The 12,545-nt window shown below is 63.1% G+C and carries 14 protein-coding genes and 1 tRNA gene; 8 read left to right on the top strand and 7 right to left on the bottom strand.

All coding sequences use genetic code 11. The features are described from left to right. Positions 1–10: 10 nt before the first annotated feature. The 5 genes from mnmE to NTH_RS10050 all read left to right on the top strand — a co-directional run bounded on the left by mnmE (position 11) and on the right by NTH_RS10050 (position 5,772). Positions 11–1,339, top strand: a complete 1,329-nt coding sequence (gene mnmE / locus NTH_RS10070) for a tRNA uridine-5-carboxymethylaminomethyl(34) synthesis GTPase MnmE (protein WP_422392376.1) — start codon at positions 11–13, stop codon at positions 1,337–1,339. A gap of 197 nt (positions 1,340–1,536) precedes the next feature. Continuing rightward, positions 1,537–3,402, top strand: coding sequence for a tRNA uridine-5-carboxymethylaminomethyl(34) synthesis enzyme MnmG (mnmG, locus tag NTH_RS10065; RefSeq protein ID WP_338529891.1), 1,866 nt, complete (start codon positions 1,537–1,539; stop codon positions 3,400–3,402). Beyond that, positions 3,399–4,031 carry a 16S rRNA (guanine(527)-N(7))-methyltransferase RsmG gene (rsmG, locus tag NTH_RS10060; protein WP_422392375.1) on the top strand — a complete coding sequence of 211 codons (633 nt, stop codon included), beginning with the start codon at positions 3,399–3,401 and terminating at the stop codon, positions 4,029–4,031. The genes mnmG and rsmG overlap by 4 nt, the downstream gene beginning before the upstream one ends. A gap of 51 nt (positions 4,032–4,082) precedes the next feature. Beyond that, positions 4,083–4,874 carry a ParA family protein gene (locus NTH_RS10055; RefSeq protein WP_338529889.1) on the top strand — a complete coding sequence of 264 codons (792 nt, stop codon included), beginning with the start codon at positions 4,083–4,085 and terminating at the stop codon, positions 4,872–4,874. A gap of 25 nt (positions 4,875–4,899) precedes the next feature. Then, the gene (locus tag NTH_RS10050; protein WP_338529888.1) at positions 4,900–5,772 is read left to right on the top strand and encodes a ParB/RepB/Spo0J family partition protein; all 873 of its coding nucleotides are present in this window, start codon (positions 4,900–4,902) and stop codon (positions 5,770–5,772) included. Positions 5,773–5,817: 45 nt separating this feature from the next. Here the strand turns inward: NTH_RS10050 and holA are convergent, their stop codons facing one another. From holA to NTH_RS10025, 5 genes are all read right to left on the bottom strand, one after another. Beyond that, on the bottom strand, positions 5,818–6,858 hold the full coding sequence (gene holA, locus NTH_RS10045) for a DNA polymerase III subunit delta (protein ID WP_338529887.1): 1,041 nt from the start codon (positions 6,856–6,858) through the stop codon (positions 5,818–5,820). Between the two features lie 84 nt (positions 6,859–6,942). Beyond that, a complete protein-coding gene (locus NTH_RS10040) occupies positions 6,943–7,155 on the bottom strand; it encodes a Trm112 family protein (RefSeq protein WP_338529886.1) in 213 nt (70 codons plus the stop codon). Between the two features lie 114 nt (positions 7,156–7,269). Beyond that, positions 7,270–7,953: an LON peptidase substrate-binding domain-containing protein gene (locus NTH_RS10035; RefSeq protein WP_338529885.1), complete on the bottom strand. Its 684-nt coding sequence runs from the start codon at positions 7,951–7,953 to the stop codon at positions 7,270–7,272. Between the two features lie 154 nt (positions 7,954–8,107). Further along, complete coding sequence (gene trxA, locus NTH_RS10030) at positions 8,108–9,115, bottom strand: thioredoxin (RefSeq protein WP_338529884.1); 1,008 nt, start codon at positions 9,113–9,115, stop codon at positions 8,108–8,110. A 71-nt stretch (positions 9,116–9,186) separates the two neighbouring features. Continuing rightward, complete coding sequence (locus tag NTH_RS10025; protein WP_338529883.1) at positions 9,187–9,684, bottom strand: prolyl-tRNA synthetase associated domain-containing protein; 498 nt, start codon at positions 9,682–9,684, stop codon at positions 9,187–9,189. Between the two features lie 197 nt (positions 9,685–9,881). Between NTH_RS10025 and NTH_RS10020 the strand changes: the two genes are divergently transcribed. Together NTH_RS10020 and NTH_RS10015 are read left to right on the top strand one after the other, a co-directional pair. After that, positions 9,882–9,956, top strand: a tRNA-Gly gene (locus NTH_RS10020). Positions 9,957–10,268: 312 nt separating this feature from the next. Beyond that, on the top strand, positions 10,269–10,691 hold the full coding sequence (locus NTH_RS10015; protein WP_338529882.1) for a metallopeptidase family protein: 423 nt from the start codon (positions 10,269–10,271) through the stop codon (positions 10,689–10,691). 16 nt (positions 10,692–10,707) lie between these two features. On the opposite strand, the gene NTH_RS10010 is transcribed toward NTH_RS10015, so the two are convergent. Both NTH_RS10010 and NTH_RS10005 read right to left on the bottom strand, forming a co-directional pair. Beyond that, positions 10,708–10,914: a DUF1737 domain-containing protein gene (locus NTH_RS10010; RefSeq protein ID WP_338529881.1), complete on the bottom strand. Its 207-nt coding sequence runs from the start codon at positions 10,912–10,914 to the stop codon at positions 10,708–10,710. After that, complete coding sequence (locus NTH_RS10005) at positions 10,911–11,804, bottom strand: HpcH/HpaI aldolase/citrate lyase family protein (protein ID WP_338529880.1); 894 nt, start codon at positions 11,802–11,804, stop codon at positions 10,911–10,913. Before NTH_RS10005 ends, NTH_RS10010 begins: the two co-directional genes overlap by 4 nt. A gap of 126 nt (positions 11,805–11,930) precedes the next feature. Between NTH_RS10005 and leuD the strand changes: the two genes are divergently transcribed. Next, complete coding sequence (leuD, locus tag NTH_RS10000) at positions 11,931–12,536, top strand: 3-isopropylmalate dehydratase small subunit (protein ID WP_338529879.1); 606 nt, start codon at positions 11,931–11,933, stop codon at positions 12,534–12,536. Positions 12,537–12,545 lie beyond the last annotated feature (9 nt).

The raw sequence follows: 12,545 nt of genomic DNA, 5'->3' as shown, positions 1-12,545 counted from the left end.
AGCGCCTGGCATGATCAATCAAATCCTGCATCGCGAGACCATCTACGCGCTGTCCAGCGGCGGTCTGCCGTCCGGCGTTGCTGTGGTGCGACTGTCGGGTCCGCACACGCGGTCGATCGTCGAGCAGATCGCCGGCTCGGTTCCACCGGCGCGCCATGCAAGATTGAGCAGGTTTCGCAATGGAGGCGGAGAGACAATCGACCGCGGCCTATGCATCTTCTTTCCGGGACCGACCAGCTTCACCGGGGAGGATTGCGCCGAGTTTCATCTGCACGGCGGGAGGGGCGTCGTCCGCGCGATGCTGGAGATGATCTCTTCGTGCAAGGGGACCCGGGCAGCGGAGGCCGGAGCCTTCACCCAGCGGGCTTTCTTGAACGGCAAGATGGATTTGACGGGGGCCGAGGCGCTTGCAGACCTGATCGATGCGGAGACGGAGGCACAACGGCGCTTCGCAATTGTCAACGGCAGTGACGCCCACAGGCGGCTTTACGGGGGCTGGCGCCAAAGCCTTCTGCAGGCGCGGGCTTTCCTGGAGGCCGAACTGGATTTCGCCGACGAGGCAGATGTTCCGGGCTCGGTATCGGACAGGGTATGGGACGAACTGAAGGCGCTCCAGAAGATGATTGAAGCCCACGCAGCCGGCTACCGCCGTGCCGAGATCGTGCGGGAAGGGCTGAGCATCGTCATCCTCGGGGCCCCGAACTCGGGCAAGTCGAGCCTGCTGAATGCGCTGGCCAAGCGCGAGGTAGCTATCGTTACCGATGAAGCGGGAACGACTAGGGATCTGCTGGAAGTCAGCCTCGACATTGGCGGCATGAAAGTGAACATGGTCGATACGGCTGGGATACGGGAGCATGCCGCAAAGGTAGAGGCGATCGGCATCGAACGCGCGTTGAAGCGGGCAAGCGAGGCGGACCTCATTCTTTATCTTCAGGACGCCACCGATCCGCAGACCGTGCAACTGCCGGAAAGACTCCGGATCCTGCAGGTCGGAACAAAGGCCGATCTTCTGCCGATGCCGCCTGTGGGGAAGTGGGATCGACTGGTATCGGCGGTCAGCGGCGAAGGCCTGCCGCAGCTTCTGGACGACATTGAGAAGCTGTGCCAGCCCTTGCAGGACGCGACGGGCGAGATCCTGCCCTTTCGAGGCCGGCACGTCGAAGAATTGCAGAAGGCAGCAGAGCAGATAAAGGCTGCCGTGGCGAACGAGGAACTGGATCTGGAACTCAGGGCAGAGGATCTGAGGCAGGCCGCCGATGCCTTGGGGCGAATATGTGGAGAGATCGGGACCGAAGACATCCTGGGTGAAATATTCTCGAGTTTCTGCATCGGAAAATGACTCACGTGAAACATTCAATGAACCGTGCGCGGGAACGATTCACGTGAAACGTGCAGCAGGTTCAGTGGCGCTGGCGTGACTCACGTGAAACATTTGCGCACCCATCATCCGCGGGTTTCACGTGAAACGTGCCGAAGGCGCTTGACGCGGAGCTCTGAAGCCCGCATTTCAGGCGTGGTTATCGGTAGGCAGTTCAGATGAAATATGACGTCGTCGTGATCGGGGGAGGCCATGCGGGCTGCGAGGCTGCGGCTGCGTCCGCGCGCGCAGGCGCTAACACCGCCCTCGTAACGCTCAGCAAGGGAACCATCGGCGTGATGTCCTGCAATCCCGCGATCGGCGGGATCGGCAAGGGCCAGTTGGTGCGGGAGGTCGACGCGCTTGACGGCCTGATGGGACGGGCGGCCGATGCCGCGGGCATTCAGTTCCGGATGCTCAACCGCCGCAAAGGACCAGCAGTGCGAGGCCCGCGCACGCAGGCCGATCGGGCGCTCTATAGGGCAGCCGTTCAACAGGCCATCGACGCGCAGGATCATTTGGATGTGATCGAGGCCGAGGCATGGGAGATCGGTATCCAGAATGGCGAGGTCTCGCATGTCATTATCTCTGGGGAACGGCGCATAGACTGCGGCGCGATCGTTCTGACAACGGGGACATTCCTGCGGGGGCTCATCCATATCGGCGAGAAAACGGTCGTCGCCGGCCGGGCGGGAGAACCCGCCGCCAAGCGCCTGTCGGCCTCGCTCGAGCAGGCCGGTTTTCGTCTGGGACGGCTTAAGACCGGCACGCCGCCCAGGCTTGATGGCCGGACCATCGACTGGGCGTCGCTGAACATGCAGTCGGCGGATGCGGAACCGGTGCCCTTCTCGCTGATGACCGACCGGATCACCAACCGCCAGATCGAGTGCGGGATAACGCGGACGACGGCCGAGACGCATGCGATCATCCGCGCCAACCTGCATCGCTCGGCGATGTATTCGGGGGCGATCGAAGGCGTGGGGCCGCGCTACTGTCCGTCGATCGAAGATAAGATCGTCAAGTTCGGCGATCGCGAAGGCCATCAGATATTTCTGGAGCCCGAGGGCCTGTCGGATGACACGGTCTATCCGAATGGCATTTCCACGTCGCTTCCTGAAGATGTTCAGCATGCTCTGCTGGCAACCATACCGGGGCTCGAGAAGGCTGTCGTTCTCCAACCGGGCTACGCCATCGAGTATGATCACGTGGACCCGCGGGAGCTTACCGGCTCACTGGAGGCGCGCCGGATCGGCGGCCTTTTTCTTGCGGGGCAGATCAACGGGACCACGGGTTATGAGGAGGCGGCCGCCCAAGGCCTGGTGGCCGGGTTGAACGCCGCCCGCCGTGCGGGTGGTCTGGATGCCGTCCGTCTCGGCCGCGCGGATGCCTATATCGGGGTCATGATCGACGACCTGGTATCGCGTGGCGTGACTGAGCCCTACCGTATGTTCACCTCTCGGGCCGAGTTCCGTCTGTCGCTGCGCGCCGACAACGCGGACCTCCGGCTTACGCCGACGGCGGAGGCCTGGGGAATAGCTGGAAAAGAACGCGCCTCGCGGTACCGCGACCTGCAGCGGCGGCTCGACCAGGCGCGGGAACTGTTGCAGTCGCTCACGATGTCTCCGAATGAAGCCGCTTCGAAAGACATCAGGCTCAACCGCGACGGAGTCCGGCGCTCGGCCTACGATCTCCTATCCTATCCGGAGGTGGACCTGCGGCGCTTGGCTGCCACCTGGCCCGAGCTGGAACGAATCGATTCGGATGCGGCACGATTTTTGGAGACCGAGGCCAGATATGCGGTCTATCTTGATCGGCAGGTGGCAGACGCGGAGCAACTGCGCCGGGAAGACGGGGCACTGATCCCCGAAGGCCTCGATTTCGATGCCATTGCCGGACTCTCCAATGAGTTGAAGAGCAAGCTGCGGCAACGGCAGCCGGCCACGTTGGCGGAGGCGCGGCATGTCGATGGAATGACACCGACGGCGCTTGCGCTGGTGCTCATGGCATCCCGGCAGCAAGCCCGCGAGGCGCGTGGGGCCGCGTGACTACCGATCGTTTCGAGAGCCTGCGCGCCGCGGCCGGCCCGGTTTCACGTGAAACATTCATGGGGCTGGAGAGCTTCGAGTCCACCTTCAGGCGTTGGGCGCCGCACATCAATCTTGCTGCGCCGTCCACCTTGCCAGCCCTGTGGGAGCGCCACATTCTCGACAGCGCCCAGTTGTGGCGGCTCGCGCCGAAGGCGCTGCATTGGCTGGATCTGGGGTCCGGAGGAGGGTTTCCCGGCGCAGTGATCGCCGTCCTGGCGCGTGAGCGCCCTTCGGCCCATGTGGATCTGGTGGAGAGCAACCGGAAAAAGGCATCGTTCCTCCAGACGACCCTCGCCGGCCTTCAATGTCCGGCCAAGGTGCATGCGAGACGCATCGAGATGTGCCACGCGGCGCTCGGCGTGCCGGATGTTGTCACGGCACGCGCGCTGGCGCCGCTGGGGACGCTTCTGACGCTGGCCGAGCCCTGGATTTCAGGCGGCGCGAGAGCGCTCTTTCATAAAGGCCGGGATTATCGGTTGGAAGTGGCAGAAAGCGGTGCCGCTTGGAAATACGATCTGGTAGAACATTGCGACCTGATTGCAGGTGAAGGTGTGATTCTGGAGATCAGCAATCTTCAGCGCCGTTGATAGCCGAGGACTGCGATGTTTTTGGAACGGATGGACGGGTGGCAGGGAGCCATGAATAAGCGCACGCGCATCATCACGGTTGCCAACCAGAAGGGCGGCGTTGGAAAAACGACGACGGCAATCAATCTGGCTACTGCCTTGGCCGCCATTGGCGAGAAGGTTCTCATCGCCGACCTGGATCCCCAGGGAAATGCAAGCACCGGGCTCGGTATCGACCGTCAGGCGCGGCTCCTGTCCTCCTATGACGTGCTGACGGGTCGCTCCACGATTGCCGATGCGGCGATGGAGACCGCGGTTCCGGGTCTTTCGATCATTCCGTCGACCCTCGATCTTCTTGGCATCGAAATGGAGATATCGGAGGCGCCCGACCGGGTGCTAAAGCTCCGCCGGGCGCTGCGCGAAGCCGAGGACAGCCCCTACTCCTACGTGTTGGTGGACTGTCCGCCCTCGCTGAACCTGCTCACGCTCAATGCAATGGCTGCCGCCGACTCGGTGCTTGTTCCGCTGCAATGCGAATTTTTCGCGCTGGAGGGCCTCAGTCAACTTCTGGAGACGGTGGAGCAGATCAAGGGCTCGATTAACCCCAGCTTAACCATACAGGGCATCGTCCTGACGATGTTCGACCGTCGCAACAACCTGGCCAATCAGGTGGTCGAGGATGTGCGAGCGCATATGGGCGATGCCGTATATGAAACGGTGATTCCGCGCAATGTCCGGGTCTCCGAAGCCCCATCCTACGGCAAGCCGGCCATTTTATATGATCTGAAATGCTCTGGCAGCCAGGCCTATTTGCAGCTCGCCTCCGAGGTTATTCGGCGGGAACGCCGCTTGCGGGCCGCTTGAGTGTCATCAAGAGTATGGACGTAAAATGAACGAAGATCCTTCCCGCAAGCGCCTCGGTCGCGGCCTCGCCGCACTCATCGGGGAAATGGACAAGCCTTCCGCCAGCGAAAAAGAGACGTTTCGCGCCGATCGCTTTGTTCCAATAGAGTTCGTGTCGCCCAATCCGCGTAATCCCCGGCGGAATTTCGGCGAAGCGGATCTGGCTGATCTCACCCAGTCCATCCGCGAGCACGGCATCGTCCAGCCTGTCGTGGTGAGGCCGGCGGCTGAAGGCCGTTACGAGATCATCGCCGGCGAGAGGCGGTGGCGCGCCGCGCAGCGCGCCGGGCTCACGGAAGTTCCGGTTATTGTGCGCGACGTCGATGACAAGGCGGCACTGGAACTGGCCATCATCGAAAATGTGCAGCGCTCCGATCTGAATCCGCTCGAAGAAGCGCGTGGCTACCAGCAGCTCATGGACGAGCATCACTATACGCAGGCGGACCTCGGCCAGGTGATCGGCAAGAGCCGCAGCCACGTGGCGAACACCCTGCGCCTGTTGAAGCTGCCCTCCGCCGTCAGCGATCTCATTGTCGACGGCTCGCTGACGGCGGGTCATGCCCGCACGCTGGTCAGCGCCGCCGATCCGGCGGCCCTCGCCCGGCGGATCGTTGAAGAGGGGCTTTCCGTGCGGCAGGCCGAGGCCTTGGCAAGCGCGCCGGATCAACCGACCCCGACGTCCAATGGGGCCAGCCGCGGCAAGGAGAAGGATGCCGACACCTTGTCGCTGGAGAAGCTCCTCAGCGACAATACCGGGATGAAGGTGAGCATCAATCATAAGAACAAGGGCGGCGAGTTGAAGATCGCCTACCGTTCGCTTGAGCAGCTTGACGAACTCTGCCGGCTTCTCCAGCGTTAGTATAGCCGGCTAAGGTTTGCTCGCGGCAGCCGTACAGGCCGGGTTTCAGCGGCCCGTCCGAGCGCTTTCTATGGCGAGGGCCAGCAGCGCCTGTCGGGTCGAGGCCTCGGCCGCCGCAGGGTGCTGCCTCGTGCGCAGAATGGCACCGTGGAGGCGTACGCCCGCCGCGGCGAGCCTGCCGAGATCCCAGCGCTGCAGGGCCGTCTCCACGGCACGGCGGCGGGCGAAGAAGACCGGCGGGCGGGCCGCGCCGATCGCGCTGGCCGGCGACTTGCCTTCCCGTTCCACCTGCTCGCGCAGGATCTGAAGCTGATGCACCTGCCGCAGCGCTGCCGAGAGAACGAGGAAGGCAGGGCTTCCCGTCGCCAGATGCCGCGAAAAGAGCGTGTCGAACTCGGCTATGCGACCGCACAGGACCGCGTCGACCGTATCGTCGGCACTCGAACGCGCAACATCGCCGACAAGCTCGCGAATGTCGGCGGCAAGAACCGTTTTGCTGCCGGCACAGTAAAGCGCGAGCTTTTCAAGCTCGCCCCGGGTCGCCAACCGGTCGCCGCCGAGATTGGCCTTCAGCAGTTGGCGCGCCTCAAGATCGATGGACAGACCGCTGGCCGACAGCACCTCGTCGATGAGCGCGTCGAGGCCGCGGCCATCGTCGGCATAGCATGGAAGCGCCATCGCGCCATCGCCGCGCTCCACGGCGCTGCGCAGGGCGGCGCCCTTCTTCAGGTCGCCGGCTTCGATCAATATCGTGCAGTCGCTGGATGGCTCGGCGATCAGCCGCCCAATGTCGCGACCGAGCCCGGCCTGCGCGCCGGCGCCGCGCAGCCAGATCAACCGCCGTTCGGCGAACATCGGCACGGTTCGCACTTCATCGGACAGGCGCCCCGGCTGTTGCTCGACCTCTCCGGCATCCAGCTTGATCACGGTAAAGGGATCATCCAGCGGCAGGCCGGTCGCAACGGCGTAGCGCCGCGCCCTCTCGGAGACCAGCCCGCGATCCGGCCCATAGATCAGCACGATCCAGAAAAGGGGGTCAGGCCTTGCCAGCCAGCCGTCGACTTCATGTGCTTTCTTTTGTGCCATGGAATCACATTAAGCGCCCATCCCACCGTTGGAAAGCGCCTGCGGGAGCCGGATTGTCAACCGCCCTCGCACGGAGCGGCAATTTCAGCCGGGCCGGCCGGGGACGTCCTGTGAGAGCGGCCGCGCCTCCGAAGGCAGCATGACGGGAATGCCGTCGCGCACCGGATAGGCCAGGCCTGCGGCACGTGAAACCAGCTCGTTCCGCTCCCGGTCCCACTTCAGCGGTGCCTTGCTGATGGGGCAGACCAGAAGTTCCAGCAGCTTTACATCGACGATGTCGTCCTGGGTCCGTCTCATCGAGGTCCTTCCACGGTCATCTGTTCGCATCGAAATGGCTGGAACCGCCGCACAGGAGCGGTTCGGCAAGAGGTAGCGTCCCGCCGCCCCTGCTCCCTGACGGGAGCGCCGACATTACTGCAGATTGCGGTCATTGTCGCCGCCACGCCGGGCGGTCACCATTTCCGTCAGTGCGATGAGCGTCTCGGCGCGGGCCTTCACGTCTGGAGCCTCGAGCAGCGCCTGCTTTTCAGCCGGTCCGTAGGGCGCCATCATCGACAGGGCGTTGACGAGCGGCCCGTTTTCCGCCCTGCTCACGCTGCGCCAGTCCGCTTCCAGCTCATGGGCAGCCAGATAGGCCCGCAGCGCATGAATCAGGCCTTTGCGGTCGATCGTCTCGGCGGTCGCGTCCTTGCGCAGATCCCGGGCAAACGGCTCTATGCGGCACAGCCGGAACGGCGTGTCCGTCGCAACTTCCTCTATGCAGGAGAACCGGCAGACGCCCTGGAGCGAGATCAGATACCGGCCGTCACCCGTTTCTGACAGCGAGACCAGCCTTCCGAGGCAGCCGACGGCGCAAAGCGGCGGGCCAGCCGCATGGGCTTCGGCCTTGCTTCCGGTCCGCTCGATGCTGGGCTGTATCATCCCGATCAGCCGCCGATCGGCGAGGGCGTGATCGACCATGGCGAGATAGCGGGGCTCGAAGATGTTCAGCGGAAGCCGCCCTCCCGGCAGGAGCAAGGCGCCGGCGAGCGGGAATACGGGCACCACCCGCGGCAGGTCGGCGGCATCGCAGTAGTCGGCATTTCCCGCCTTCAAGGATTCACCTCCATCGAGCCAATCTCAGGCCCGCACGGCCCAGCACCGGTGAGGCAGCTTGCCGGCGCTCGCGTATTACCATCTGGCAATATGTGTCACGGGTTTCAAAACTCAATGCGGTGCGAGTTCCGCGGCAAGCCAATGCTTCAAGGGTTCAGGAAAAGAGCAAGGATGAAAGACGCCTGCGTGCCGAAAGGGTCGCCGGATCGCCCGGCCCCCAAGCTTCGAAAAGCTCGAGCAGCTTTGCTCTCGCTGCATCGTCGTTCCAGCTGCGGTCCTTGCGAATGATGTGCAGAAGATGCTCGGCGGCTTCCTCGCGGCGGCCCTGTGCATTGGCGATCAGGGCGAGGTCAAACCGTGCCTGGTGATCGTCGGGATCGGCTTCAAGACGAGCCGCCAGCGCCTCCGGGTCGCCGAGCGCTGCCACCTGCTCGGCAAGGGCCATGCGCGCACGAATGGCCGCGACCGCCGGCGCATCGCTCTTGGCCGCTGGCACCCGATCGAGCAGCGCGGCGGCCTTGTCGGCCTGCCCGGCGTCAAAGAGCAGCCCGGCAAGCCCTGCCAATGCATCGACCTGATCAGGTTCTTCCTGGAGAATGGCGGAATATATCTGGGCAGCCGTCTGGCTGTCGCCTTCGTCCGCGGCCGCCTTCGCAGTTTCCAGCGCTTCGCCTATCCGGTCGCCACCGCCGCCCAGCTTGTCGATGAACTGCTTGATCTGGCTTTCCGGCACGGCTCCCATGAAGCCGTCCACCGGCTGGCCATCCTTAAAGGCGATGACGGCGGGGATCGACTGGATGCCAAGTTGTCCGGCGATTGCAGGATGCTCGTCAATATTCATCTTGACCAGCCGCACCTTGCCACCGGCCTGCCTCACCGCCTGCTCCAGAACGGGCGTCAGCTGCTTGCAGGGCCCGCACCAGGGAGCCCAGAAGTCGACCAGTACGGGCTGCCGGCGCGATTCCTGGATGACGTCGGCGGTAAAGCTGGCGGTGGACGCTTCCTTGATCAGTCCTTCCGCAACAGGGCCGTTCTCCAGATCCAGAAGGGATGGCCGCCCCGGCGTCCGGCTCTGCTCCGGCGCGCCGAAGTCGACGCCGGCCCTCATCGTGCCGCCTGCCGTGTCCCCGGGGACTGCATAAGGATTGTCGCGCGTGCTCATGGAGATCCCTCTGTTGCGCCGGCCGCAGCCGGATTCGGGTCAGTATATGATGCTATGGCCAGATGTGGCCATCAAATCGAGACTTTCAAGACGAGCGGGTCGTGTCCTGTGGCCCTCAGAAAACGGAGAAGATCATCCCTGCCGATCGATGTCGTCGCCCTGTTGTGCAGCGGGTGGCCGTTAATGACCTCGTCTTCCATCAGCGGCTCGTCGAGAACGAGCGTGACCTTGCGGTCCTCGTCATTGATGAGGCCGAACAAGGTCACGGCGCCCGGCGTCACGCCGAGCAGCTCCATCAGCGCATCTTCCTTGCCGAAGGAGACCCGTCCCGAGGCGCCGATGACCTGATGTATGGTTTTCAGATCGACTACCGCACGCTCCTCCACGGTCACGAGAAAGTAGCGCCCCTTCTTGTCCTTCAGGAAGAGGTTCTTGGTGTGCGCGCCGGGGATGCTGCCGCGCAGCGTTTGCGATTCGTCGACCGTAAAGAGCGGCGGATGCTCCCTGGTTTCGGTCTCGATCCCCATCTCGTGCAAGAACTTGAATAGATCGTCAGCCGTCTTCGCCATGGCCTGCCTGCCCCCACGGGTTCTGCTCCGACCTTCGTCTATTCACAGGCGGCTCCGGTTGCAAGATGCCGCATAAGCGCGTCCTTTCGAGCCCGGCCGGCCGAATCGCATCCAATACGCAGAACGGTGCGAATTCCCTGTTGCAATCGCCTTCCAGTTCAGCCATATAAGCGCCGCTTGCGGCTTTCGCCGCGCGAGCGGGTGTAGCTCAGGGGTAGAGCACAACCTTGCCAAGGTTGGGGTCGAGGGTTCGAATCCCTTCGCCCGCTCCAAAATCTCTTAGATTTGAATGGCTTAGGGCTCGGGTATCCGGCCTTTTTGCTATCTGGACGCAGCGGCATGCTCTGATTCCGGCGCTTGCACCTTTCCTGGTGGAGCTGAAGGAAAGCCGGGTTTTGCCATGATACCCGGAGGCGCAGGCCTCCCGGACAAGGATCACGAGCAAGAACAAAGGCTTAGGTCGAGAAAACGATGCCACGAGGCGCCATGCCGGTCCAAGAGGTGACAGCGATAGCAGCGGAAATGCGCCGTGCTCTCGAATCTTGGAAAGGAAACCGCTATATGCGCTTCCACAAGGACAAGAAATGGCACGCATTTATCAGACACGAGCTTGGCAGGACCAGCTTTCGCCCTCGCTGCCGGAGCTGGAACTCCTGGCGCTTGAGACCTACGCCACGTTGCCCCGGGATTTTCGCGAGCTGACGGGCGAGATCGTCATCCAGATTGCGGAATTCCCCACCGAAGAGATCATGGACGACCTGGCGTTGGAGACGCCCTTTGACCTTCTGGGGCTTTTCGAGGGTCGCGGCATTGCCGAACGCTGGAATCCGGCCACCGGCGAGGGTCCCAACCGGGTCACGCTATACCGCCGCGCCATCCTCGACTATTGGGCGGAGAACGAGGAAACGCTGGGCGACATCGTCGCCCATGTGCTTATCCACGAGATCGGCCATCATTTCGGCCTGTCGGACGACGACATGGCGCGGATCGAGGAAGACGTCGCCTGATCGCATGCCGGCCAAATTACCATTCGCCGAGCCTGGTATCCGCAGTGTAGTCGACGCCTTCGACCTCCTTGCAGACGGCCTGGCCGCAGCGCATGGCCCGGGCTTCCCCGTCATAGGCATATGTCGGCGAGCCGTGCAGGAGCCATCCTCCATTCAGAGCTGCCGTCACCTTGTGGCACAAGCTTGCGTCGTCGGGGCCGGTCAGAAAGCGATACAGCCTCAATCGTCCCTGTCCTCCAGCTCCTCGACCGCCTGCGCCCGCCTTATCAGCGCCCTTGCCTGCTCGAGGTGGAGCCGCTCCATCATGCGCCCGTTGAGGGCGACGACGTTCTTTTCCTGATTTTCGGGCTTCGAGAACGCTTCCACGATCCTGCGCGCTTCGGCGAGCTCCTCGGATGAGGGTGCGAAAATCGCGTTGGCGGGGTAGATCTGGGCCGGGTGGATGAGCGTCTTTCCGTCGAAGCCCATGGAGCGCGCGTCCGAGCAATCCCTCGCAAAAACTTCCATGTCGCGAAAGTTGTTGGTGACGCCGGCAAGCACATCGATGCCGGCAGCGCGCCCGGCCAGAACGATCTGCATGAGCCAGGGCCGCAGATTCTCCCGGAGCGGCGCGATTCGCGTCTCCTTGACGAGGTCGTTGACGCCGGCCACCAGGCAGGCGAGGCGGGCAGCGGGGTTGCGGCCGAGTTCGGCGATCGGGGCGGCGTTGACGATGGAGCGCGACGTCTCCATCATCGCCCAGAGCTTCAGCGAGGGCGGCGCGTCCGCTTCGTCCAGAGCCTCGTCGGCCGCCAATATGTCGTCCGGGCCCTCCACCTTGGGAAGCAGTATGCCGTCCGGCCGCATGGCGCGCGCGGCCAGCAGGTCTTCCGTGCCCCATTCGCTGGAAAGGGGATTGATCCGGATGATGATTTCGCGGGACGGACGCATATCGGACGAAAGCAGCTTGCGCAGGCGTTCCCTGGCCGTCGCCTTTTCTTCCGGCGCGGCGGAATCCTCAAGGTCGAAAATCACCGCGTCGCAAGACAGGTCCCTGGCCTTGGCCAAGGCCTTTTCATTGCTCGCGGGAACATAGAGCGCCGAGCGGCGCAGCTTGATCGGCGAATCACTCATAAGCAATTCTTCGCTCAGCCCTTACGTTTACGCAAGATGTCTTGGTACGCATCGGGGTTGTGCAAACAAAACTCCTATGCAAAACAGTGCCAGCCGCAAAATCCACGGCAGACGGGTCTAAGGTTCATGGAAAAGTTCACCACGCTCACCGGCGTCGCCGCTCCCCTTCCGATCGTCAATGTCGATACAGACATGATCATACCCAAGGATTATCTCAAGACGATCAAACGTACGGGGCTGGGAACCGGTCTTTTTGCCGAGATGCGCTATAATGAGGACGGCTCGGAGAACTCGGATTTCGTGCTTAACCAGCCAGCCTACCGCAATGCCAAGATCCTGGTTGCGGGCGATAATTTCGGCTGCGGTTCCAGCCGTGAGCATGCGCCATGGGCTCTGCTTGACTTCGGCATTCGCTGCGTGATCGCCACCAGCTTTGCGGATATTTTCTACAATAACTGCTTCAAGAACGGCATCCTGCCCATCAAGGTGAGCGAGGAAGAGCTTGGGAAGCTGATGGACGACGCCGAGCGCGGCTCCAACGCCACGCTGACGGTCGATCTCCAGGAGCAGGAGATCCGCGGGCCGGACGGCGGCGCCATCAAGTTCGAGATCGACGCCTTCAAGCGGCACTGCCTGCTGAACGGGCTCGACGACATCGGTCTGACGCTTGAGAAAGCCGCCGCCATCGACAGCTTCGAGAGCCAGTACAGCCAGAGCCGCCCGTGGGCCTGATAAGATGGA

Origin of the sequence: Nitratireductor thuwali, assembly GCF_036621415.1 — a bacterium.
Taxonomy (GTDB): Bacteria; Pseudomonadota; Alphaproteobacteria; order Rhizobiales; family Rhizobiaceae; genus Chelativorans; species Chelativorans thuwali.
Note: the sequence above shows the minus strand (reverse complement) of the source record. Positions and strands in the feature narration are given on the sequence as shown.

Excerpts from the sequence above, each read along its gene's own strand:
- mnmE (WP_422392376.1), top strand. The coding sequence starts at position 11 with ATGATCAATCAAATCCTGCATCGCGAGACCATCTACGCGCTGTCCAGC.
- mnmG (WP_338529891.1), top strand. The coding sequence starts at position 1,537 with ATGAAATATGACGTCGTCGTGATCGGGGGAGGCCATGCGGGCTGCGAG.
- NTH_RS10055 (WP_338529889.1), top strand. The coding sequence starts at position 4,083 with ATGAATAAGCGCACGCGCATCATCACGGTTGCCAACCAGAAGGGCGGC.
- NTH_RS10050 (WP_338529888.1), top strand. The coding sequence starts at position 4,900 with ATGAACGAAGATCCTTCCCGCAAGCGCCTCGGTCGCGGCCTCGCCGCA.
- holA (WP_338529887.1), bottom strand. The coding sequence starts at position 6,858 with ATGGCACAAAAGAAAGCACATGAAGTCGACGGCTGGCTGGCAAGGCCT.
- NTH_RS10040 (WP_338529886.1), bottom strand. The coding sequence starts at position 7,155 with ATGAGACGGACCCAGGACGACATCGTCGATGTAAAGCTGCTGGAACTT.
- trxA (WP_338529884.1), bottom strand. The coding sequence starts at position 9,115 with ATGAGCACGCGCGACAATCCTTATGCAGTCCCCGGGGACACGGCAGGC.
- NTH_RS10025 (WP_338529883.1), bottom strand. The coding sequence starts at position 9,684 with ATGGCGAAGACGGCTGACGATCTATTCAAGTTCTTGCACGAGATGGGG.
- NTH_RS10015 (WP_338529882.1), top strand. The coding sequence starts at position 10,269 with ATGGCACGCATTTATCAGACACGAGCTTGGCAGGACCAGCTTTCGCCC.
- NTH_RS10005 (WP_338529880.1), bottom strand. The coding sequence starts at position 11,804 with ATGAGTGATTCGCCGATCAAGCTGCGCCGCTCGGCGCTCTATGTTCCC.
- leuD (WP_338529879.1), top strand. The coding sequence starts at position 11,931 with ATGGAAAAGTTCACCACGCTCACCGGCGTCGCCGCTCCCCTTCCGATC.